The organism is Novosphingobium sp. PhB55 (genome assembly GCF_004368805.1).
Classification (GTDB): domain Bacteria; phylum Pseudomonadota; class Alphaproteobacteria; order Sphingomonadales; family Sphingomonadaceae; genus Novosphingobium.
This window is the reverse complement of record NZ_SODQ01000007.1, coordinates 151,326-173,384: the sequence shown is the minus strand read 5'-3', so window position 1 is coordinate 173,384 and position 22,059 is coordinate 151,326. Positions and strand designations below refer to the sequence as shown.

The window sequence follows — 22,059 nt, the reverse complement described above, 5'->3', positions numbered from 1 at the left end:
TATTCGATCAGGGCGCGTAGCTGTTGCAGCCCCATCGCTGCCAGTTCGGCACGCGGGGGCATTTGCTGACCTTGGCGATCCACAAGTCGAACACCCGGGGTTCGCGAAGACATGCGAGGTATCCGGCGCCGTGGATCGCGAGCGCTGCTGGCAGCGCCCAGAAGCTCTTGGTGATGAGGAAGATCTCCGTCGTCACCGCGGCATTGATGATGAAGAAGCTGTACGTCACGCCCGCAAACATCTGCGGGCGCGTGAGCGCGCGGTGCACGGGATAGCGTGCGAGGCTCATGGACAGCTCCTGGACCCGGGGGCCGGCATCAACCGGCGGCCGACTGGATGCCCGTCACGATCGCGCCGGCGCCGAAGAGCACGAAGCAACCAATGATGACGGTGGCGCCGAAGCGCCAGTTCATGCGGCCGGTCAGCATCATGAAGCCTACTGCGGCCACCGCCATGACGGCCACGGCCGTGGCGACATTGCCGAGCAGCGTGCCCTGCAGCCATCCGAGCGCGGCCACGATCGGGCCGGATCCGGCCGGATCGGCACGCGTCACCTGCTGGGCCTGCGCCGCCATGGGCGCGAAGCCCAGCGACGCGCCAACCAGGGTCGCGAAAATCGAGAAATATCCCCGTACCTTGCGGGTTTGAAGCTGTGCGTACCGAATCACCATGCCCTCCGTATGAGGGCGCAGTGCTCCATCTGGATGACAGCAATGTGACGACGAGACGGCCAATCTGGCAGTCCTGTTGCACGCGTCACAGAAATTCAGGTCAACTCAGAAGGGGCGCCGCAACCCACCACACCCTTTTTTGTGTGGGCGTCTTATAATTCAGGTGCGTCCCGAAAGGCCAGCGCCGCCTGATTCATCGGGGAGGGAACGATCCCTCCCCGCATTACAGAGACTTGATCGTACAAACGGCGTTCAGCGCGATGCGCGGGCCGTCGTACGCAGCAGGTTATTCAACGCAAGACGGGCCGCGGCGCGCGAATCGACCCACGATCCGTCCGCCAGTTGCAGGTCGTAGCGATCGGAACTGGCGACGGCGGCGCGATAGGTCGCCAGCGCCTTTTCGGTCTGGCCATTGGCGGCATAGGCCGACCCCAGGTTGATCAGCGTTGCCGGATCTTCGGACTTCGTGGCTCCGGAGGCTTCCAGCTTGCTGACGGCGGCCCCGGCCTGTCCGCTCGACAATTCGGTGTAGGCCACGTCGATCCTGTCGTTCAGCGGCGTTGCGGGTGCGGCCGAAACGGCGGCCTGGCTGAGCAGGAGAGTGGCGGCGAGGGCAGTGAAGGACATGGCAATCTCCCGGTTTTTCGATCTGTTGATGAAATGCAACATCCGCGCAAAAACCGTGTCTCACAAGAAAATGACGCAACTGTCATAAAACTGCAATCGACGTGTGAATCCGGGCAAAAACGCGAGTCGCCCCTACCTCTTTCGAGGTAATGCCGGTCATTTGTCACATCACCGTCGCATAACTGCAGATTAGTGTCACGTTAGCGCCAACAAACTGTCACCCCCCCCTCCTAGACCCCGCGCTCAGCGAAGGCGGACTCGCCGCCTCGGCTCGACCTGACAAACGGGGGAATTCACGTGAAGACCATTCATGGCGCGCTGCTGATCGGTTGCAGTGCTCTCGCTCTCGCCGGCTGCGGCGCCGACGACATCTCCTCGCCGGGTGCCGGCAGCATCGTCATCAACAACCCGACGCCGACTCCCGCTCCGACCCCCGCCCCGACCTCGGGCACGGTCGTCGCGGCAGCCAGCTGCCCGACCTTCAACGCCACCGGCGGCCTGACCGACAGCGGCACCGTTTCCGGTCCCGAAGGCTCGTGGCGCGTCTGCACGCTGCCCGCGCTCGTCGACGTCAACGCCAGCCTCCCCAAGGTTGCCGGCGTTCTCTATCGCATCGCCGGCCGCGTGGACGTAGGTTGCGATGGCGGTTTCGCCGCGCCGACCTCGGCCGCGACGTTCACCACCACCACCGCCAGCTGCAACGGCCGCGTCCTCTCGGCCGACACCAACGTCACGCTGACGATCGATCCAGGCGTGATCATCTACGGTGAAAACGGCGCCGAAGCCGCCTGGCTCGCCGTCAACCGCGGCAACAAGATCAACGCGACCGGCACTGCCGCGAAGCCGATCATCTTCACCAGCCGCGAAAACGTCGTCGGCACCAACAACGACAGCTCGATGGGCCAGTGGGGCGGCGTCGTGCTGCTCGGCCGCGGCAAGGTCACGGACTGCAACTACGGTTCGACCGCTGCCGGCACCTGCGAGCGCGACACCGAAGGTGCGGTCAACAAGGCCGTCTTCGGCGGCGCCGACAACACCTACAACGCCGGCACCATGAAGTACGTGCAGATCCGCTACTCGGGCTACATCCTGAGCAACGGCAAGGAACTGCAGTCGCTCACCACCGAAGGCACCGGCACCGGCACGACCCTGGATTACTTCCAGTCGGTCAACAGCTCGGACGACGGCGCTGAATTCTTCGGCGGCGCCGTGAACTTCAAGCACTACATCTCGGTCAACGCCGACGATGACAGCCTCGACATCGACACCGGTCTCCAGGGCAACTTCCAGTACGTCATGCTGCTGCAGCGCAGCGGCGGCGGCGACGCCCTGGTCGAAGCCGACTCGAACGGTGCCGAAACCGATACGCCGCGTCAGGTCACCAACATCGCGAACTTCACGATGGTCCAGCCTGCCGCCAGCTCGAACAACGAAGCCAACGACCTGGCCTCGCTGCTCATCCGCGGCAACGCCGACGTGACGCTGGCCAACGGCATCATCGTTTCGCCGGCCAACGAATGCCTTCGCCTCAACGGCTCGGGCACCGTTCCTGCCACGCTCAAGGCCTTCTCGGTGGTCATGAGCTGCAACGCGACCAAGTACCTGGGTTCGGGCACCTACACGGCTGCCAACACCCAGACCCAGTTCGCCACCGGCACCAACAACAACAGCGACGCCTATACCTCGACGCTGACCAGCACCTTCATCAACGGCGCCAACGAAAGCGGCGTTGCGGCCTACGACGTGACCACCCTGTCGAGCTTCTTCGACAAGGTGACCTACATCGGCGCCGTCTCGGGTGCCAGCGACACCTGGTACAAGGGCTGGACCTGCGACAACGCGACCGCGAACTTCGGTTCGAACGCAGCCTGCACCGCGCTGCCGACGACCTGAGCGGACCGCCCGTGACACCGGGGGGCGGTCCTTAGCGGCCGCCCCCTTTGTCACATCCGATGCTTCGTAACGAAATCCGTGTTCCAGGGGGACCAACCATGACCAAGCCGCGGCTCGCATCGCTGCTGCTGCTCTCCACGACGATTCTCACGCCGGCGATGGCGTGGGCGCAGGACAGCACTTCGCCTACTACCGATCAGGGCTCCGCGGCACCGTCCACGCCGACGAACGACGTCGCGCAGCCGGCCGACGAAGCGGAAGCACCGGACGTCTCGCTGCCCGGCGGCGCGATCGTCGTCACCGGCCAGCGCAACCGCAACATCATGCGGACAACCCCCCAGGTCATCTCGATCCTGTCGAGCGAGGAAATCGCGCGCACCGGCGAGGGCGACATCGCCGGCGCCCTGGGCCGCGTCACCGGCCTTTCGGTGGTCGGCAACGGCTACGTCTACGTGCGCGGCCTTGGCGACCGTTACTCGCTGGCCCTGCTCAACGGCTCGCCGCTGCCCAGCCCCGAACCGCTCAAGCGCGTGGTTCCGCTCGACCTGTTCCCCACCAGCATCGTCGCCTCTTCGCTCGTGCAGAAGAGCTATTCGGCGAACTTCCCGGGTGAATTCGGCGGCGGCGTCATCAACCTGACGACCAAGGCGATCCCGACGGAAAGCTTCCTCACCATCGGCGGCGGCATCGGTTGGGATACCGAAACCACCAACCAGATGGGCTACACCTACTACGGCAGCAAGACCGACTGGACGGGCTGGGACAACGGCAACCGCTCGGTGCCTTCGGCGCTGAAGGACTATTTCAACAGCGACACGGTCATCAACCCGACTTCGGACCTGGCCCAGCAGCTTGGCGGTCTCCTGGTCAACGGCCGCAACGCCGTCGTTCAGCGCGACGACCACGTCCAGCCGAACTTCTCGGTGGATGTCTCGGCAGGCACCAAGTGGGAACTCGGTGAATTCACGCTCGGCGTGATCGCCGCGGGCGGATATTCCAACAAGACCCAGACCAAGGCGATCACGCAGCAGCGCGCCCAGGGCCTGACCGCCGACCCGAACCAGCTGTTCGAAAACTTCCAGGCGGTGAACACCGACAACCGCGTGGTCGCCAACGGCCTGCTCGGCCTCGGTCTCGAATGGGGCGAGAACTCGGTCCGCTGGACCAACGTCTACATCCACGACACCGACAAGCACGCCAGCCTCCGTCTCGGCAAGCGGGAGAACAACCCGAATGCCGATTACATGGAGCAGACGACGGCCTGGTACGAACGCCAGCTGATCGACACCCAGTTCGTCGGTGAATTCCACCCCGCCGACAACACCGAGATCGACCTGCGCGCCGGTTACGCGAACTCGAAGCGCCTCGCGCCCTTCGAAATCAACGCCGAGTACCTGCGCACCAACACCGCGACCGACGATTACGGCAACGACTTCGTCAACCGTCTCGGCAACGGCAACCAGGACCCGACCACGATCACCTTCTCGCGCCTGAACGAGGATGTCTGGTCGGCCGGTGCCGACGTTTCGCATCAGTTCTCGCCGGGCTGGACGGGTACGGTGGGCTATGCCTACCAGATCAACACCCGCACCAACACGCGCCGCTCGTTCTCGATCTACGCGAATGGCGACCAGACGCAGATCTCGAACTTCGGACTGCTGCGTCTCGACGTGCTGCTCCAGCCGGGTACCTGGTACCTGCAGGACAACGGCGTCAACTACGGCCTCGAACTGCGCGAACCGGATGCCAGCACGGCCCAGTTCGACTCGCGCCTGCTCAACCACGCCTTCTACGGCAAGCTCGACGGCAGCCTGACCGACGCGCTTTCCTTCGATCTCGGCGTGCGCTGGGAATATGCCAAGGAATCGACGATCCTGCGCCCGATCGGCCAGCCGGCGACCAAGGCGACCGACCTCAAGAACGAATACTTCCTGCCTGCGCTCACCCTCACTTACGAGATCGAGCCCGGCATGCAGGTTCGCCTGAACGGTTCGAAGACGATCGCGCGCCCGCAGTTCCGCGAGCTGCTCTATCAACCCTACTTCGATCCGGACACCAACCGCACCTATCAGGGCAACCCGTTCCTGATCGACAGCCAGCTCTACAACGCCGAAGCCCGCTACGAGTGGTACTTCGATCGTGACCAGCGCGTGGCCCTGGGCGCCTTCTTCAAGCGGATCGACAACCCGATCGAATCGTTCCTGACCGGCACCGAAACCTTCGTCACGTCCTATGCGAACGCGCCGAAGGCAGACCTCTACGGCGCCGAATTCGAAGTGCAGAAGTACGTGCCCCTGGAAAACATGGGCAAGTTCTTCGAAACCCGCCGCCTGCTGCTGCTCGGCAACTACACCTTCACCAAGTCGAAGCTGAAGGTGCAGGACGGCGACACCGTGCGCATCTACGGCGCCGGCACGGGCACCTCGCTGGCCACCGACTACTTCCGCGACGGCGCGCCGCTCACGGGCCAGTCGGAGCACATCGCCAACGTGCAGATCGGCCTGGAGGACACGGCCAACCTGTCGCAGCAGACGATCCTGTTCAACTACGCCAGCAAGCGCGCGGTCAGCCGCGGTCTTGCGAACTCCGGCCAGCCCGACCTGTTCGAGTACCCCGGCCTGACGATCGACCTGGTGGTTCGCCAGGGCTTCGTGGTCGCCGGCAAGGAACTGGAACTGAAGTTCGAAGGCCGCAACCTGACCGGACGGAGCCATCAGGAGTACCAGCAGATGGTCGATGGCCGCGTCAACTACAACACTTACGACGTCGGCCGCACCTTCTCGCTCTCGGCTTCGGCGAAGTTCTAACCCACTCACCAGGGAGGCTTCCTGCCCTCCCGACGGCAACTCAAGGGCCGGTCGCAGCAATGCGGCCGGCCTTTTTTTCGCCGACCGCCCGTTTCGCAGCCGCTTTGTCACCGGCCGTTTTTTCTTTGCCAGCGGCGGCCGCACGCGCTAAGGGCGCCGGGTCATCTGGGGAGTAGCCGCCTGCGCCCCCTTGCCTCGGGACTGTTCCCGGCAAGATCAGCAGGACCTGTCGTCAACACACTTGGTCGAGAGACCATGGCGCACAGGAGCGCGGGAAACCGCTCGGGCGAGACCAATGGCGTTGCAGCTCCGTCCGGCCGGGCGGGTTCTGCCGCGCTATTGTCTTGTCTGTCGCCCGGCCCGGAGAATTCAACTTGCCAATCCTGTTCTCGTCGGCCCTGCTCACCTCCACGGCGGTGGTGGCGCTTGCCGAAATCGGCGACAAGACCCAGCTCCTCGCCATCGTCCTCGCCACCCGCTTCAAGCGCCCCTGGCCCATCGTCGGCGGGATCTTCGTGGCGACACTCGCCAACCACTTCCTTGCCGCTCTTGTGGGCGAACAGGCCTCGGCCTTCCTCGACGGCCAGTGGTTCCGCTATCTCGTCGCCGTCAGCTTCATCGTGATGGCCGGCTGGACCCTGATTCCCGACAAGTTCGACGAAGACGACGAGCCCAAGCCCAGCCGCTTCGGCCCCTTCGTGGCCACCGCGATCGCCTTCTTCCTGGTCGAGATGGGCGACAAGACCCAGCTCGCCACGATCGCCCTCGGCGCCCGCTTCCAGAGCGTGCTTCCGGTCATGGCCGGCACCACCATCGGCATGATGCTGGCCAACGTGCCGGCAGTGTTCCTGGGCAACGAGATCATCAAGCGCGTCCCCCTGAACGTGGTCCGCACGATCGCCGCGCTGCTGTTCCTGGTAATCGGCCTCTGGCTGCTCGCCCAGACCGCAGGCCTGCTGGGCTAAGACCCTGCCTCAGCGCAAGGTGACGCCGTGTTTGCCACGATCAGGCAAGAAGAGCGTCACCTTGCGCGCGGCACCCAGCCCATAGCGCTGCTGGAAACGACAGTGATGGGAGCGATGGAAGGATAGAGTTCGCCCCGCCTGCCAGGCAGGAATTTGGGAAGCGGACTGGCTGGAATCGCCCCAAAGCCGACATTGCTGGGGCAACGTCAATACAGCCAATGGTGGCCTTATACAGAAACGGAGGGTATCGACACGGAATGGAAATGCCGCCGCTATCTGCGAATGAGGCCGTCCGTGGTCAGGGCGACTTCTATGTCGAACCCGACTGCTGCCTACTGTGCGGAGTACCCGAGGACATCGCGCCGGAAATATTCCACACTGGGGAGCATCACTGTTTCATTGTCCGGCAACCCTGTTCGAGGAACGAGGTCGATAGAACGATACGCGCAATGTGGTCGAGTGAAGTCGATTGTGTCCGGTACGGCGGTCGCGATGCGACCATTCTTGAACGGCTAGCGCGGGCAGGAATGACCAGTCAAGCAGACCACGGCAACGCGACGAGCGTGTCGGTTCGCCTGCGAGATCAAGCGATCTTTGAAATGCCGGATGGCGCTAGGCTCACAAACGCCGATCAGGTCGCTGCCGCTTTTCGCGACGATATGCGCGCCAAGGGTAACAAGGTCCTTCCTGCTCTGCTCGGAAAGCGATCCGTATGGGTGTCGTGGTTTCGGAACCGCTTTCACCTCGTGCGCTTCGCCGATGCGGGGCAAGGGAGGATTGTGGCCTACTTACGATGGACGATAGCCGCTCAGGGTCTTGCATGGCAGGTCGATGACTGGCTTCGCGCGCAGTCAATCGAGAACATTCGGTGGGAAACATCGGGCGATCCTACATCGGCCAGCCCCACCCCGATGTGATGCTGCGAACAGCCAAACGCTGATGTCAGCTTCCCACCCAAAGCGGCCCTCTCACCCTTTGGCGTGAGGGGGTCGGACGCCCGCTGAACCCAGCGCGATGGCCCCACCCGGGGGGGCAAGTTCGGAGCGAACGGAATAGCCGAAAGCGGCGCGTCAGGTGGCCTGGCCGAACCCTCAGATCGCGTCGAACACATACCCCAGCGAGCGCACGGTGCGCAGGGGATTGCCGGCGCCCACGCCCTTGAGCGCGCGGCGCAGGCGGCCGATCCAGACGTCCACCGTGCGTTCGTCGACGGCGGGTTCCTGCTTGCCCAGTGCCGCGATCAGCTGCGTGCGGGTGAAGACGCGGCCGGGATGCTCGATGAAATAGCGCAGCAGGCGCAGTTCGTTGGGCATCAGCGAGATCGGCTTGCCCTGCCAGCGGGCCTGGAACGCGGCGACATCCACGGAAAGCTCGCCTTGCGCCAGCACGCGGCCGTTGGCGGTGTCCTGTTCGCTGATATTCGCGCCCAACACGCGGTCGAGCAGCGCCGAGCGGGTCAGCGGGCCGACCATGTAGTCGTCCGCACCCATGCGCAGCGCGCGCTTGCGGTCGTCGACATTGTCCTCTTCCAGCACGATCGTGACGTGGGCGTGGCTGGTCAGGCTATCCGCGCGCAGGCGGCGGCAGAGTTCCAGCCCCGACATCTCGGGCAGCACCCAGTCGATGAAGACCCAGAGCGCCCCTTCGATCAGCGGCAATTCGGCAAAGTCGGTCCAGCGATGAAGGACGACATCGAAATCGTCGTGCCGGAACGCCGCGAGACCACCCGAAAGTTCACTCGCCAGCAATATGTCGATCCGCCGCATGGCCCCCTGCCTGATTACCCCCAAACCGGGACTACGCGCGGCTAATTGCCGCGCCAGTGTGACGAACAAGTGACATATCGATGACTTGCGGCGGAAAAGATCGAGCAGCGAAAACATCGCGCCGGCCCCTTCGGCACCTGTCACGGAAGTGACCCGCAACCGTCACGGGCGCGCAACGGGAAAATGCCATTATCCGGGCAACTGGAACGGGGGCGCAACGATGCGGAAAGACGTGGACACCCTTCTCGAACACGCCACTGCCGGAAATGGCGGAAACAATACGGGCTTTGCCGGAACGAACATCCCGGCCTGGCTCGACTTGCCGGATCCCAAGGGCTTCCGCCCCAAGCGCAAGTACGAGACCATCTGGATCTCGGACGTGCACCTGGGCACGCGCGGCTGCAATGCCGAGATGCTGGTGGATTTCCTGCGCTCGGTGGAATGCAAGACGCTCTACCTCGTCGGCGACATCGTCGATGGCTGGCGGCTGCGCAAGGGCTGGTACTGGCCCGACGCCCATAACGAAGTGATCCGCCGCATCCTCAAGATGGCGCATCGCGGCACCCGCGTGGTCTTCGTCGCGGGCAACCACGACGAAATGCTGCGCGACTATGCCGGGCTCACTTTCGGCGGCGTGGAACTGGTGCTGGAAGCGGTGCACGAAACGCTCGACGGCCGCCGCCTGCTGGTCACGCACGGCGACGCCTTCGACGGCGTGGTGCTCTATGCCAAGTGGCTCGCCTTCCTGGGCGACAAGGCCTACGGCGCGCTGCTTCGGGCCAACATCATCTTCAACGCGGTGCGCCGCAAGCTGAAGATGCCGTACTGGTCGCTCTCGGCCTACATGAAGAAAAAGGTCAAGAACGCCGTCCAATACGTCTGCAGCTACGAGGAAGCGGTCGCTGGCGAGGCGATTTCGCGCGGGTTCGACGGCGTGGTCTGCGGCCATATCCACTGCGCGGAAATCCGCCAGTTCGGCGGCATCACTTACTACAACGACGGCGACTGGGTGGAAAGCTGCACCGCGCTGGTCGAGGATCTTCAGGGCCACATCGCGATCATCGACTGGATTGCGGAAACCGGCGGCCACACCGCGGAAGGCGTCGAGGCGATCCACCACGAAGCCGCCCATCACGAGGCCGCCGAGTGAAGCTGACCCTGGCGACCGACGCCTGGCTTCCCCAAGTCAACGGCGTCGTCCGCTCGCTTTCGGCCACGCTCGACGAGCTGACCCGGCGCGGCCACGAGGTGGAAACGCTCACGCCGGACCGCTTCTTCACCGTACCGATGCCGGGTTACGCCTCGATCCGGCTGGCCATGGCACCGCGCTTCGGGGTGCGCCGCATGCTCGACAAGGCGCAGCCGGAGATCGTCCATATCGCCACGGAAGGTCCGATCGGCTGGGCGGCGCGCGGCTGGTGCCTTTCGCGCGGGGTGCCGTTCACTTCGGCATTCCATACGCGCTTTCCCGAGTATGCCGCCGTGCGCACCGGCCTCAGCGCCGAGCGTTTCTGGCCGATCATGCAGCGCTTCCACGCACCCAGCCAGGCCGTGCTCGTGTCTACCGACAGCCTGGCCGAGGAGCTGGCGGGACGCGGCATCGGCCATACCCGCCGCTGGAGCCGCGGCATCGACCAGGCGCAGTTCAAGCCCGAAGGCGCGCGGCACCCGGCCATGGCCGCCCTGCCCGGCCCGGTGCTGCTGAACGTCGGCCGCGTGGCCCCGGAAAAGAACCTCGACGCCTTCCTCGACGCCGATGTGCCGGGCAGCAAGGTCGTGGTGGGCGATGGCCCCGCGCTCGAAAGCCTGAAGCGCCGCCATCCCGACGTGCTGTTCCTCGGCGCGCTGTCCGGAGAGGAACTGGCAAGCGCCTATCGCGCCGCCGATTGCTTCGTGTTCCCCAGCCTTACCGATACTTTCGGCCTCGTCGTCATCGAGGCGCTGGCCTGCGGCACCCCGGTTGCGGCCTTCCCGGTGACGGGTCCGGTCGACATACTGGGCCGCGACGGCTGCGGCGTGGACGAGGGGCTGGAAGCGCCGGCCGGCGCGGTGGACACCGTGCTGGAACGCGCCATAGCAACCGCACTGGCAGTGCGCCGCGAAGATGCCGCCCGGCTGGGCGCGCGCTTCTCCTGGCAGCGCGCGACCGACCAGTTCCTCACGACCATCCAGGGCGCGCTCGAAGCCTCGGAACGCCCGACTCGCGCCGCGGCCTGACAGCGCGACAGTTCCGGGAAGACCGCCTTCCCCGGCGAATCCGCTTCGGCCCGGACGGCCCGTTCAGCGAAACCCCAGGCTGCGCGATATGTCGGCAGCTTCCTTGCGCACGCGCACGGCGAGGTCTTCCAGCCTGTGCTGCGCGCGGGGCGTGGGCGCTGCGACCACCAGTGCGCCCAGCACCAGCCCGGCGGCATCGCGGATGGCGGCCGCAGTGCCGGTCACCCCTTCCGCCGCCTGGTCGACCGTCTGGGCCACGCCCTGATCGCGGGCCGTCGCCACCGCCTCGCCCAGAGCCAGCGGGTCGACCAGCGTAGCCGGCGTGAAAGCCTCCGCTTCGAGGCGGCGCAAGTAGCTCTCCACCGCTTCCGGCGAGCATGTCGCCAGCAGCGCGCGGCCCCCGGCCGTGGCGTAGAGCGGCCGCCGGTCGCCCACGCTGACCGAATAGCGCACCACATTGCGGCTTTCGATCATGTCCACATAAGTCAGCTGGTCGCCTTGGGCGTCGCCGACGGCGAACAGCACGGTCTCCCCGGTTTCCGCGCAAAGGCGGCGCATGCCGTCGCGAATCAGGTCCGAGCTTTGCAGGCGCCGCCGCGCCTCGGTGAGCGCGCTGCCCAGTCCGAAGGCGCCGGGGCCAAGCCGCCAGGAGCCTTCGGCGGCGATCACGAAATCCTCGTCGGCCAATCCGCGCAGCAGCGCTGCCAGGCTGCTTTTCGGCGTGGCGAGGCGGCGGCTGAGGTCGGCCAGCGAAACCGGCTCGCTGCTGGCGCAGAGCGCCTCCAGCAGCCGGACCACGCGCGTGACCGACTGGGGAGAAGCAGCGCGCGCCGCGCCTTCGGGAACTGCTGCGTCCTGATGCGTAACCGTGTTCAAGCCTGCCCTCACCGAAATGCCGGGATCACTTCATCCGCGAAGGTCCGGGCATAGGCAAGGAAGCGCTCCGCCGGAAGCCCGGGCGGCATCATCATGGTGAAATGCTCGACCGGCGCCTTCGCCCGTATCGCCCGGAAGCGCTCCACCGCTTCGGCCGGGGTGAGGATCTGCAGTGCGCCGCTGCGCTTGAAGGTATCGAGGTCCATCGGCTTCATCACCGCATCCTCGGCGCTGCCCCCGATACCGAGGGCCCTGTCCTCAGCCATCCAGGCCGCGTAGCTATTGCTCACATGGTGGTAGTAGGGCGCCAGTTCCTCCATCGCCGCCGCCTTGTCATGCGCGACGACGAGCATCAGTTCCTGCAGCCAGATCCTGGCCCCCGCCGGATCCTTGCCCTGCTCTTCCAGCTTGGCGCGGTACAGCGGCCAGATATCGGGGTTGCCGAAGTAGCCATCGCCATAGCGGGCCACCCGTTCCACGGCCTTGGGCGCGAAACCGCCGATGTAGAGCGGCACTTGCCCGCGGCTGGACAGCGCCGCCACGCGGGCCCCCTCCAGCCGGAAATGACGGCCTTCGAAATCCACCGTCTCGCCGGCCCAGAGCCGGCGCACCACTTGCAGGAATTCGTCAAACCGCGCGCCGCGCCGGGTGAAGTCCAGGCCGTGCGCCGCATATTCCCGGGCGCGGTAGCCGATCGCCAGTCCCATCGCCAACCGCCCGCCGGAGAGCGTGTCAAGCACCGCGCAGTCTTCGGCAAAGCGCAGCGGCTCGTAGAGCGGGCCGAGCGCGATGCCGCCGCCGATCCGCATCCGCCTGGTGCGCGCCGCTATGGCCCCGAGCACGACGAGCGGCGAGGTCATGTAACCGTCTTCGGCAAGGTGATGCTCGGGCACCCAGGCGCCATCGAAACCGAGCGCTTCAGTCTCGGCAATGACGTCCAGCGTCTCGGCGTAAAGCGCCTCGGGCGCGCGGCGCCAGGGCGCCGGATTGCGGAAGTCGTATAAGTAGCCGAAGCCTAGCTCGCCCATCGCGTCCTGTCCCGTCCGTTCCGGGCACAAGCCTAGCGAGGGGCAGCGCAGCGGCAAGGCGCGGGGGCGATGAGTCCGCAGGCCGCGCGCGGTTTATGGGGAGCAGCTTATCGGCTCGGGCCAAGTCCGTCCATCGCCGAAGACAGCGTCCCGATTGCTCGCGGACGCAGATGCCCGGGCATTTCCGCGGCGATCCGCGAAGCCGCCCGCCCTGGCAGGAACAGCGGGACCAGGCGGCGGGCAGAGCGGCTGTCGATAGCCGCCCTGCCCCGCCCGATCAGGTCACGTCCATCGCGTAGCCGGCGGCGCGGACGGTGCGGATGGGATCGGTGTCACCGTCGCGGTTGATCGCCTTGCGCAGGCGGCGGATGTGGACGTCCACGGTGCGCTCGTCGATGTCGGAATCCATGCCCCAGACACCGTCGAGGATCTGCTGGCGCGAGACCACCCGGTTCGGACGTTCCATGAAGTAGCGCAGCAGGCGGAACTCGGTGGGGCCGAGGTGCAGCGCCTCGCCCGAGCGGCGGACGCGGTGGCTGGTGGCGTCCAGCTCGATATCGCCCCACTGGAGCACGTTGCCGGCCAGCGAGGGCCGTGCGCGGCGCAGCAGCGCCTCGATGCGGGCAAGCAGTTCGCGCGGGGAGAACGGCTTGGTGACGTAATCGTCGGCGCCGGTCTTAAGGCCGCGGATGCGGTCCTCTTCCTCGCCGCGGGCGGTCAGCATCAGGATCGGGATCTGCGCCGTGTCCTTGTCCTTGCGGAGCTGGCGGCAGACTTCGATGCCGGGCACATGCTCGATCATCCAGTCGAGGATGATCGCGTCAGGCGCCTGTTCCTGCACCATCAGCAGCGCTTCCTCGCCATCGCTGGTGCTGCGCACCTGATAGCCTTCGGCGCTGAGGTTCCAGGTGAGCAGTTCGCAGAGCGCACGGTCGTCTTCGACGACGAGAACGGAGGGGTTCACGGCAGGTCCCTTGTATCGTCGGTCTGGCTGTCGCGCTCGGCGTGGTATTCGCCAGTCGCGGCATAATAGACCATTTCGGCGACGTTGGTCGCGTGATCGCCGATGCGTTCGAGGTTGCGGGCGATGAAGAGAAGCTGCGCGGCGCTGGAGATCGTCGCCGGGTTCTCCATCATATGAGTCAGCAGCGAGCGGAACAGCGTGTTGTAGAACTGGTCCAGCTTCTCGTCGCGGCGGATCACTTCCTGCGCCAGCGCGGCATCGCGCGAGCCATAGGCATTGAGCACGTCGCGGACCATGCCCTCGGCTATCTCGGCCATCATCGGCACGAGTTCGAGCGGTTCGATCTTGCCGCGGTTTTCCAGCGCATTGACGCGCTTGGCGATGTTCTTGGCATAATCGCCGATGCGCTCGATCACGCCCGAGATCTTCAGCGCGGCGATCACGTCGCGCAGATCGTCGGCCATGGGTGCGCGCAGGGCGATCGTGCGGACGGCCAGGCGGTCCACTTCGGCCTCCAGCGCATCGAGGCGGGCGTCGGCGGCAACGACTTGCGCGGCCAGTTCCTCGTCATGATGCGACAGTGCGATGATGGCGTCGCGGATGGCGACTTCGGCGAGGCCGCCCATCTCGGCGACCAGGCCGCGAAGCTGCCCGATCTCGCTGTCGAAGGCCTTGACTGTATGATCGACCATTTGGTGTCTTCCCTGAGTGTCCCTGACTTATAGCACCGGCTTCGCAGTCTGTTCGGAAAATGCCCGCTGGGCCTTTTCGTCCCGGCGCCGGCCGCGAAACGCGCCTTGCGGCGAATTTCGAACCGACCTCAGCCGTAGCGGCCGGTGATGTAGTCCTTGGTCTTTTCCTCGCGCGGGGTGGTGAATATCTGGCTGGTGTCGCCGTATTCCACCAGGTTGCCCAAGTGGAAGAACGCAGTGCGCTGCGACACGCGGGCCGCCTGCTGCATCGAGTGCGTGACGATGACGATGGCGTAAGTGTCCTTCAGCTCGTCGATCAGTTCCTCGATACGCGCGGTGGCGATCGGATCGAGCGCGGAGCACGGCTCGTCCATCAGGATGACTTCGGGGCTGACGGCAATGGCGCGCGCGATGCAGAGGCGCTGCTGCTGGCCGCCGGAAAGGGCGGTGCCGGCATCATGCAGGCGGTCCTTCACTTCGTCCCACAGGCCGGCCTTGGTCAGGGCGTTCTCGATGATCCCGTCCATGTCCGCCTTGGACGGCGCCAGGCCGTGGATGCGCGGACCGTAAGCGACGTTCTCGTAGATCGACTTGGGGAACGGGTTCGGCTTCTGGAACACCATGCCCACGCGGGCGCGCAGGGCAACGGGGTCCATCGCGGCGGCGTAGATATCCTCGCCGTCGAGCAGGATCTCACCGGTGACGCGGGCGTCGGCGATGGTGTCGTTCATGCGGTTGAGCGAACGCAGGAAGGTCGACTTGCCGCAGCCCGAAGGCCCGATGAAGGCAGTGACGAGCCCGTTGTCGATTTCGATCGAGACGTCGTTGATGGCCTTCTTGGGGCCATAGAAGACGTCGACGTTGCGGGCGGTGAGTTTGGCTTTTGTCATGTCCCTACCAGCGGACTTCGAACTTGTTTCGAAGGTAAATGGCCAGACCGTTCATCGCCAGCAGGAAGATCAGCAGGACGATGATGGCCGCGGATGTGTTCTGGACGAAACCGGAATTGATCTCGTCAGACCACAGGAAGATCTGCATCGGCAGCACGCTGGAGGGATCGGTGATCCCGCCCGGCGGCGTCACGACGAAGGCGCGCATGCCGATCATCAGCAGCGGCGCCGTCTCGCCCAGGGCGCGGGCCATGCCGATGATCGTGCCGGTGAGGATGCCGGGCAGCGCGAGCGGCAGGACGTGGTGGAACACGGTCTGCATCTTGCTGGCGCCGATCGCGAGGGCCGCGTCGCGGATCGAGGGCGGAACCGCCTTGATCGCGTTGCGGCCGGAAATGACGATGACCGGCATCGTCATCAGCGCCAGGGTCAGGCCGCCGACCAGCGGCGAACTGCGCGGCATGCCCAGGGTGTTGATGAACACCGCCAGGCCGAGCAGGCCGAAGATGATCGAGGGCACGGCCGCCAGGTTGTTGATCGACACTTCGATCCATTCGATCCACCGGCTGCGCGGGGCGAATTCCTCGAGGTAGATCGCCGCCAGCACGCCCATCGGGAACGAGAGCAGCAAAGTGACGAGCATCGTCAGCAGCGAGCCCTTGGCCGCGCCCCAGACGCCGGCGATGTCGGGATCGGTCGAGTCGGAGCCGGACAGGAAATTCCAGTCGAGACCGCCGAGGCCGTTCTTCAGCATGATCACCAGCAGCAGCGCCAGGAAGGCGAGGCTGAGGGCGATCGCGCCGAGGCCGATCAGCTTGAAGCGGCGTTCGGCGGCGTTGCGACGGGCGATCCGCCGCTTGGCCTCCGGCGTTTGCCACCGCGCGTTGCCGAGGGGCTCGATGCCCGAGCGCGCGTTACTGAGACCTGCGTTACTCATAAGCTTCCCGGAAGCGCTTCACGACGCGGAGCGCGATGATGTTGAGGATCAGCGTGACGATGAACAGCACCAGGCCCAGCGCGAAGGCGGAGAGCGTCTTGGGGCTGTTGAACTCCTGGTCGCCGGTCAGCATCTGGACGATCTGATAGGTGACCGTGGTCATCGAATCGAAGGGGTTCAGCGAGAGCCGCGCGGCGGCGCCCGCGGCCATAACCACGATCATGGTCTCGCCGATGGCGCGGCTGACCGCCAGCATCACGCCGGCGACGATGCCGGGCAGCGCGGCGGGGAGCAGCACCTTCTTGATGGTCTCGGACCGGGTGGCGCCCATCGCCAGCGACCCGTCGCTCATGGCGCGGGGCACGGCGGCGAGCGCATCGTCGGCCATCGAGGAAACGAAGGGGATGATCATCACCCCCATCACCACGCCGGCCGCCAGCGCGCTCTCGGTCGAGGGGTTGGCCATGCCGAGCGAACCCGCGAAGTCGCGGAAGATCGGCGCCACCGTCAGCGCGGCGAAGTAGCCGTAGACCACGGTGGGGATGCCGGCCAGGATCTCGAGCATGGGCTTGAGCCACTTGCGCACGGTGCTGGAGGCATATTGCGTGAGGTAGACCGCGCTCATCAGGCCGAGCGGGATCGCCACGATCATGGCGATGATCGCGCCGATGTAGATCGTGCCCCAGAACAGCGGCACCGCACCGAAGCTGTCGGCAAGGTTATCGCTGCGCGCATTGCCCGGCGACCAGTGGATGCCGGTGAGGAAGTCGATCGGCGAGACGTCGCGGAAGAACAGTCCGGCCTCGAACAGCAGCGAGCCGACGATGCCGAACGTGGTGAGGATCGCCATCAGCGAGGCGATCAGCAGCAGCGCCAGAATGCCGCGCTCCACCTGGGTGCGCGCCGGGAAGTTCGCCCGGATGCGGGTGAAGGCCCAGCCGCCGCCGGCCAGGGCGACGATCGCCACCAGGAGCGCGCCGATCAGGCCGAAGCGCGAATGGGCGTCGCGCACGGGCACGGACATCGCGTTCGACAGCGGGTTGAACGCCACCGTGTCGGGATTGTCGGCAATGGCCTTGGCTTCGGCGAGGATCGCCGCGCGACTCATCGGGTCTGCGGGAAGCTGGGCTGCCGCGGGGTCGGCCATGACCGCCCCGTCGACAAGACCCGGCATGATCGCCTGCCACGCGCCCCAGGCGATCAGCGCCGGGACGACGATCCACAGGGCGACGTGCCATGCGTGATAGCCGGGCATCGAATGCATCGTGCCGCGGCCGGTATGGAGCAGCCGGGCCCGGCCCCGTGCGGCAAACCAGCCGACGAGACCGAGGCCGAGGACGGCCAGAAGTACTCCGGTAAGAATCATGTATGGCCGCCCTTCGCGTCCCTGCCCGCTAAGGGGATTACTTCAGAACCGAGGGATCGAGCGGAGTCATCTTGGCGACGATGTCGGCGCTCTTGGCGCGAACGTCGTCAGGCGAGATCACCATGCCCTTGGCCTTCAGGGCACCATCGGGACCCCAGGACTTGGCCCATTCGGCCACGTAGCCCTGCAGTCCCTTGATCGGGGCGAGGTGCTGCTTCTTCACGTAGATGTAGAGCGGACGCGCGCCGGGGTACGAGAAGTCGGAGATCGAGGCGTAAGTCGGCACGATGCCGGACATCGGGATGCCCTTGATGGTGCCCGCGTTCTCTTCGAGGAAGGAGAAGCCGAAGATGCCGATCGCCTTGGGATTCTGCGAGATCTTCTGGACGATCAGGTTGTCGTTCTCGCCGGCGTCGACATAGGGGCCATCCTCGCGGATGTCGTGGCAGGTCGCCTCGTACTTGTCCTTGTCGCTGTCCTTCAGCGCGGCGGTGGCGGCATCGGTCTTGCAGCCTGCTTCAAGGATCAGTTCCTTGAGCGCATCGCGCGTGCCCGAGGTCGACGGCGGGCCGTAGACGAGGATCGGTTCGGCCGGAAGCGAGGGGTTCACGTCCTTCCAGGTCTTGGCGGTGTTCGGCTTGCCGAAGGGATTGGCCGCCAGCGCCTTGTAGATGTCGGCAGGCGTCAGCTTCATGTTCGGGCCGCTCTTGCCTTCTGCAAAGGCGATGCCGTCGATGCCGACCTGGATCTCGACGATCTCGGTCACGCCGTTCTTGACGCATTCGTCGTATTCCGACTTCTTCATGCGGCGCGAGGCGTCTTCGATGTCAGGGTGCTGGGCGCCGACGCCGGCGCAGAACAGCTTCATGCCCGCACCGGTGCCGGTCGATTCGATGACCGGCGACTTGCCGCCGGCCTTGGCGAACTGCTCGGCCACGGCGGTGGCGAAAGGATAGACGGTGGAGGAACCCACGGCCCGCACGAAATCGCGCGAGCCCGCAGTCGAGCCGCCCGATCCGCCGCAGGCGCTCAGAGCCAGGACGGAGGCAGCGGCGAAGATGATGGTCTTGGTCGAACGCATGGTTTTAACCCCTTGGGCTTTCATTCTCCGACGCCCCTATTGGGGTAGGATGACACTTCCATGACAATGAAGTGACATAACTCGCCAAGTCACGCAAATCCGGGCGGTTCGCTGCTCCATACCTCTTTCGGACGAGCTTGGCCAAACCCCATTTGCGCCCAGGTCACTCCTGTCGGGCCTGGCCATGCCGCCCGACCGGGTAATGTCATGAAAGCGTCCGCGGACGGCCCCACCTTCCCGCTTCATGGAGTCGCGTTGCGACCCGGCGCCCTCCATGCGCGGTGTGTCGGGATTGTTTCCCGGCCATGTCGATGAGAAACTTTGCCGCGACTCGGATCGCCCCGGCGCCGCCCCTGCGGATGCCGGTCGTTTCGGGGACTGGCTTGCGCCTGTCTCGATTCGGACTTGCGGAATTCACCGGGTCAGGGGGCTTGGGCACACTAACCTGTAACGGGCGGTCGAATCGCCCGGACGAAGCGCTGATACTGATCGTCATATTCGTCACATTCACCGTCACATTAGTCATCAAACTGTCATTGAACGGCAATAATCGGCCTCGTCGCGCCCGGCACATCGGTGCAGCGCTTAGGAGAATGCCTGATATGCGTCTCATCATGGCCAGCGCGACCGCGGTCGCCGTCGTTCTTTCCGCACCGGGCGCCCATGCCCAGGCCATCTCGGCGCAGGAGGCCGAGGAACTGCGGGCGCAGATCCGCACGATGAAGGCGCAGATGGAAGCCATGGAAGCGCGGCTCAACGCCGCCGCGCCCGGCGGCGGCGCCCCCGGTGCAGCCCCCGACGCAGCCACCGATGCCGGATCCCCCGCCGGTCCAGGATCGCAGCCGGCCCCTGCCGCGGCGCTCGCTGCCGGAACTGCAGGATCCGCCGGCGCGGCCAAGGCCAAGGACGACACCGCCATCGAGTGGAAGGGCAGCCCCCAGTTCGCCAAGGGCGACAACCTCTTCAAGGTCAAGGGCCGCATCCAGGCGGACGCCAACTACGTGGGCGCGCCGAAGGGCCTCCACGACAAGGGCCTCGGCTTCTCCAGCGAGATGCGCCGCATCCGCCTCGGCGCGGAAGGCGCCATCGGCGCGGGCTTCGACTACAAGCTGGAACTCGAACTTTCCGACAACGCCGTCGACCTCGTCGACACATATGTCGGCTACCACACCGGCCCCTGGCAGATCCGGCTGGGCAACCAGAACTCGTTCCAGTCGCTGGACGAACTGACCGGCGACACCAGCGGCAGCGTGATGGAACGCGCCGCCTTCACCGACGCCTTCAACTTCGAGCGCCGCCTGGGCATGGCGTTCCAGTACAACAAGGGCCCCTGGCTGGCGCAGGCGGGCGTGTTCACTGACGATATCGGCGCACTCTCCAACAGCAACGACGGCGAGAACGGCGGCGACGAGAACAACAGCTTCGGCCTCGACGGGCGCCTGGCGTTTTCGCCCAAGGTGGGTGACTTCCAGCTCCACTTCGGCGGCTCGGCCCACTGGCGCCGGCTCGGCCGCCTGGCGGACAGCGACACGCGCTACCGCCAGCGGCCCTATGTGCATTCCACCAATACCCGCCTGATCGGCACGCCGGCGATGAACGTCTCGGAAGAAGATCACTACGGTTTGGAATTCGCCGCGATCCGGGGCCGCTGGCATGCGGCGGCCGAGTATCACGTGCTCACCGCCGACCGCCTCGACGCTTCCACCGTCACTTTCCAGGGCGCTTATGCCGAGACCGGCATCTTCCTTACCAAGGGCGACCACCGGGGCTTCAAGGAAGGCATCTTCCGCGTCGAGAAGCCTGCCCACCCGCTGGGCCAGGACGGCTTCGGCTCGGTCCTGCTCACGGTGCGCTACGACTGGCTGGACCTCAACGACCGCGACATTCGCGGCGGCACCCAGAACGGCTATATCGCCGCGCTCGTCTGGGAGCCGATCCAGAACCTGCGCTTCAACGTGAACTACGCGCTCCTGGCCTATACCGGCGCCACGCCCACCACTTCGGGCAAGACCGACTACGACGCACAGGTCGTGGGCACGCGGTTCGAACTGGACTTCTAGGGGCCGAACTTGCCTGGCCTGGCCAGCCAGGCGGCCAGCCAGAAGACCAGCCGGCCAGACGCCTCAGGCGCCGGCCTCTTCCTTGCGCAGCGGCAGCATCAGCGAGGCGGTCGTGCCCATGCCCGGGCGACTGTCGATATCGAAGCGGCCGCGATGGCGCTCGACGATGTGCTTGACGATCGACAGCCCCAGCCCGGTCCCACCGACCATGCGGCTGCGGCTGGTGTCCGCCCGATAGAAGCGCTCGGTCACGCGGGGCAGGTGCTCGGGCGAGATGCCGTCGCCGTGGTCGCTGACAGTGACGAGCAGCCAGCCGGTCGGCGTCGATTCGAGGCCGACGTCCACCGGACCGCCCTGCTTGCCGTACTTGAGCGAGTTGTCGATGAGGTTGCGCAGCACTTGCGCCAGTTGCCCGCGATCGCCGGTGACGACGGCGTTGTCCCCGTTCGAATGGACGGTGATCTGCGCATCGCCCCGCGCCTCGCCCGCGATTTCCTTCGCCAGCGCCACCATCTCCACCCGCTCCGAGGGAACCTCGTGCTTCACCGCCTCGATCCGCGAGAGCGACATCAGGTCCGAGATCAGCGCCTGCATGCGCTGCGCCTCGTGGCGGATGGTATCGAGGAAGCGCGTGCGCACGCTCTCGTCGCCGCCGGCCTTGGGATTGTGCAGCGTCTCCACATAGCCGAGCACGTTGGCGAGCGGGGTGCGCAGTTCATGGCTGGCATTGGCGACGAAATCGGCGTGCGACTTGGCGACGCTGACGCGTTCCGACAGGTCGTAGAGGCTGACCAGGCGGTCCGTCGCCGAAACCACGCGGCAATCCACTTCCCAGACGCTGCCGCCGGTGGAAAGCCCGGAGACGCGGGCGATACCGCCCTCCTCGCTGAGAATCGCGCCCACGGCCCGCGGTTCGCGAATGGCGATACGCACGTCCTGCCCCACGATATGCGCTCCCAGAAGCGCCCGGGCGGCGCTGTTGGCGAAGCGGACCTGCCCGCGCGAAACCATCATCGCCGGGGTCTGGAGGTGTTCGAGGAGGTGGGTGCCGTCACCGGCCATGATCGTGCTTCCTGTTCTTCGCCCGGATTGCCTCTCCGATGCGGACTGTCGAGGCCGTTAGCGCGGCTGCTGATCGTTCTCCATGCCCTTACCTGACGACAGGACAAAGACGCCATCGCAACGAACTTGCGGAAAATACCGGGATCACCCGATGCCA

The 22,059-nt window shown here is 65.8% G+C and carries 20 protein-coding genes and 1 riboswitch; of the genes, 7 read left to right on the top strand and 13 right to left on the bottom strand.

The window, feature by feature from the left end; translation table 11 throughout:
* Positions 1–7: 7 nt before the first annotated feature.
* From EDF57_RS18260 to EDF57_RS18250, 3 genes are all read right to left on the bottom strand, one after another.
* Positions 8–289, bottom strand: coding sequence for a VirB3 family type IV secretion system protein (locus EDF57_RS18260; protein ID WP_021233609.1), 282 nt, complete (start codon positions 287–289; stop codon positions 8–10).
* 28 nt (positions 290–317) lie between these two features.
* Entirely contained in the window at positions 318–671 is a 354-nt protein-coding gene (locus tag EDF57_RS18255) for a TrbC/VirB2 family protein (protein WP_134095275.1), read from the bottom strand.
* Positions 672–923: 252 nt separating this feature from the next.
* Entirely contained in the window at positions 924–1,298 is a 375-nt protein-coding gene (locus EDF57_RS18250; protein WP_132263969.1) for a hypothetical protein, read from the bottom strand.
* 297 nt (positions 1,299–1,595) lie between these two features.
* Between EDF57_RS18250 and EDF57_RS18245 the strand changes: the two genes are divergently transcribed.
* From EDF57_RS18245 to EDF57_RS18230, 4 genes are all read left to right on the top strand, one after another.
* Complete coding sequence (locus tag EDF57_RS18245; protein ID WP_134095274.1) at positions 1,596–3,191, top strand: hypothetical protein; 1,596 nt, start codon at positions 1,596–1,598, stop codon at positions 3,189–3,191.
* Between the two features lie 98 nt (positions 3,192–3,289).
* Complete coding sequence (locus EDF57_RS18240) at positions 3,290–5,998, top strand: TonB-dependent receptor (RefSeq protein ID WP_132263972.1); 2,709 nt, start codon at positions 3,290–3,292, stop codon at positions 5,996–5,998.
* A 154-nt stretch (positions 5,999–6,152) separates the two neighbouring features.
* Positions 6,153–6,336: riboswitch (yybP-ykoY riboswitch) on the top strand.
* A gap of 36 nt (positions 6,337–6,372) precedes the next feature.
* Positions 6,373–6,963, top strand: a complete 591-nt coding sequence (locus EDF57_RS18235) for a TMEM165/GDT1 family protein (protein ID WP_243654110.1) — start codon at positions 6,373–6,375, stop codon at positions 6,961–6,963.
* 527 nt (positions 6,964–7,490) lie between these two features.
* A complete protein-coding gene (locus tag EDF57_RS18230) occupies positions 7,491–7,880 on the top strand; it encodes a hypothetical protein (protein WP_132265240.1) in 390 nt (129 codons plus the stop codon).
* A 174-nt stretch (positions 7,881–8,054) separates the two neighbouring features.
* On the opposite strand, the gene EDF57_RS18225 is transcribed toward EDF57_RS18230, so the two are convergent.
* Complete coding sequence (locus EDF57_RS18225; RefSeq protein ID WP_132265239.1) at positions 8,055–8,729, bottom strand: response regulator transcription factor; 675 nt, start codon at positions 8,727–8,729, stop codon at positions 8,055–8,057.
* Positions 8,730–8,949: 220 nt separating this feature from the next.
* Here EDF57_RS18225 and EDF57_RS18220 point away from each other — a divergent pair, with 220 nt between their 5' ends.
* Positions 8,950–9,879: a UDP-2,3-diacylglucosamine diphosphatase gene (locus EDF57_RS18220; protein WP_134095273.1), complete on the top strand. Its 930-nt coding sequence runs from the start codon at positions 8,950–8,952 to the stop codon at positions 9,877–9,879.
* Complete coding sequence (locus EDF57_RS18215) at positions 9,876–10,946, top strand: glycosyltransferase family 1 protein (protein ID WP_132265235.1); 1,071 nt, start codon at positions 9,876–9,878, stop codon at positions 10,944–10,946. Before EDF57_RS18220 ends, EDF57_RS18215 begins: the two co-directional genes overlap by 4 nt.
* Before the next feature lie 63 nt (positions 10,947–11,009).
* On the opposite strand, the gene EDF57_RS18210 is transcribed toward EDF57_RS18215, so the two are convergent.
* The 8 genes from EDF57_RS18210 to EDF57_RS18175 form a co-directional block, all read right to left on the bottom strand.
* On the bottom strand, positions 11,010–11,822 hold the full coding sequence (locus EDF57_RS18210; protein ID WP_134095272.1) for an IclR family transcriptional regulator: 813 nt from the start codon (positions 11,820–11,822) through the stop codon (positions 11,010–11,012).
* Between the two features lie 8 nt (positions 11,823–11,830).
* Positions 11,831–12,850, bottom strand: a complete 1,020-nt coding sequence (locus EDF57_RS18205) for an LLM class flavin-dependent oxidoreductase (protein WP_134095271.1) — start codon at positions 12,848–12,850, stop codon at positions 11,831–11,833.
* A 277-nt stretch (positions 12,851–13,127) separates the two neighbouring features.
* Positions 13,128–13,814, bottom strand: coding sequence for a phosphate regulon transcriptional regulator PhoB (gene phoB / locus EDF57_RS18200; RefSeq protein ID WP_086490131.1), 687 nt, complete (start codon positions 13,812–13,814; stop codon positions 13,128–13,130).
* Positions 13,811–14,506, bottom strand: coding sequence for a phosphate signaling complex protein PhoU (gene phoU, locus EDF57_RS18195; protein ID WP_132265229.1), 696 nt, complete (start codon positions 14,504–14,506; stop codon positions 13,811–13,813). The genes phoB and phoU overlap by 4 nt, the downstream gene beginning before the upstream one ends.
* A 128-nt stretch (positions 14,507–14,634) precedes the next feature.
* Positions 14,635–15,396, bottom strand: a complete 762-nt coding sequence (gene pstB / locus EDF57_RS18190; RefSeq protein WP_132265227.1) for a phosphate ABC transporter ATP-binding protein PstB — start codon at positions 15,394–15,396, stop codon at positions 14,635–14,637.
* 4 nt (positions 15,397–15,400) lie between these two features.
* Positions 15,401–16,333 carry a phosphate ABC transporter permease PstA gene (gene pstA, locus EDF57_RS18185; protein WP_134095270.1) on the bottom strand — a complete coding sequence of 311 codons (933 nt, stop codon included), beginning with the start codon at positions 16,331–16,333 and terminating at the stop codon, positions 15,401–15,403.
* Entirely contained in the window at positions 16,326–17,699 is a 1,374-nt protein-coding gene (gene pstC / locus EDF57_RS18180; RefSeq protein ID WP_132265224.1) for a phosphate ABC transporter permease subunit PstC, read from the bottom strand. Before pstC ends, pstA begins: the two co-directional genes overlap by 8 nt.
* A 37-nt stretch (positions 17,700–17,736) precedes the next feature.
* Positions 17,737–18,780 carry a substrate-binding domain-containing protein gene (locus EDF57_RS18175; protein WP_132265222.1) on the bottom strand — a complete coding sequence of 348 codons (1,044 nt, stop codon included), beginning with the start codon at positions 18,778–18,780 and terminating at the stop codon, positions 17,737–17,739.
* A 593-nt stretch (positions 18,781–19,373) separates the two neighbouring features.
* Between EDF57_RS18175 and EDF57_RS18170 the strand changes: the two genes are divergently transcribed.
* Positions 19,374–20,840: a porin gene (locus EDF57_RS18170; protein WP_314464674.1), complete on the top strand. Its 1,467-nt coding sequence runs from the start codon at positions 19,374–19,376 to the stop codon at positions 20,838–20,840.
* Between the two features lie 63 nt (positions 20,841–20,903).
* On the opposite strand, the gene EDF57_RS18165 is transcribed toward EDF57_RS18170, so the two are convergent.
* The gene (locus EDF57_RS18165) at positions 20,904–21,902 is read right to left on the bottom strand and encodes an ATP-binding protein (RefSeq protein ID WP_132265220.1); all 999 of its coding nucleotides are present in this window, start codon (positions 21,900–21,902) and stop codon (positions 20,904–20,906) included.
* Positions 21,903–22,059 lie beyond the last annotated feature (157 nt).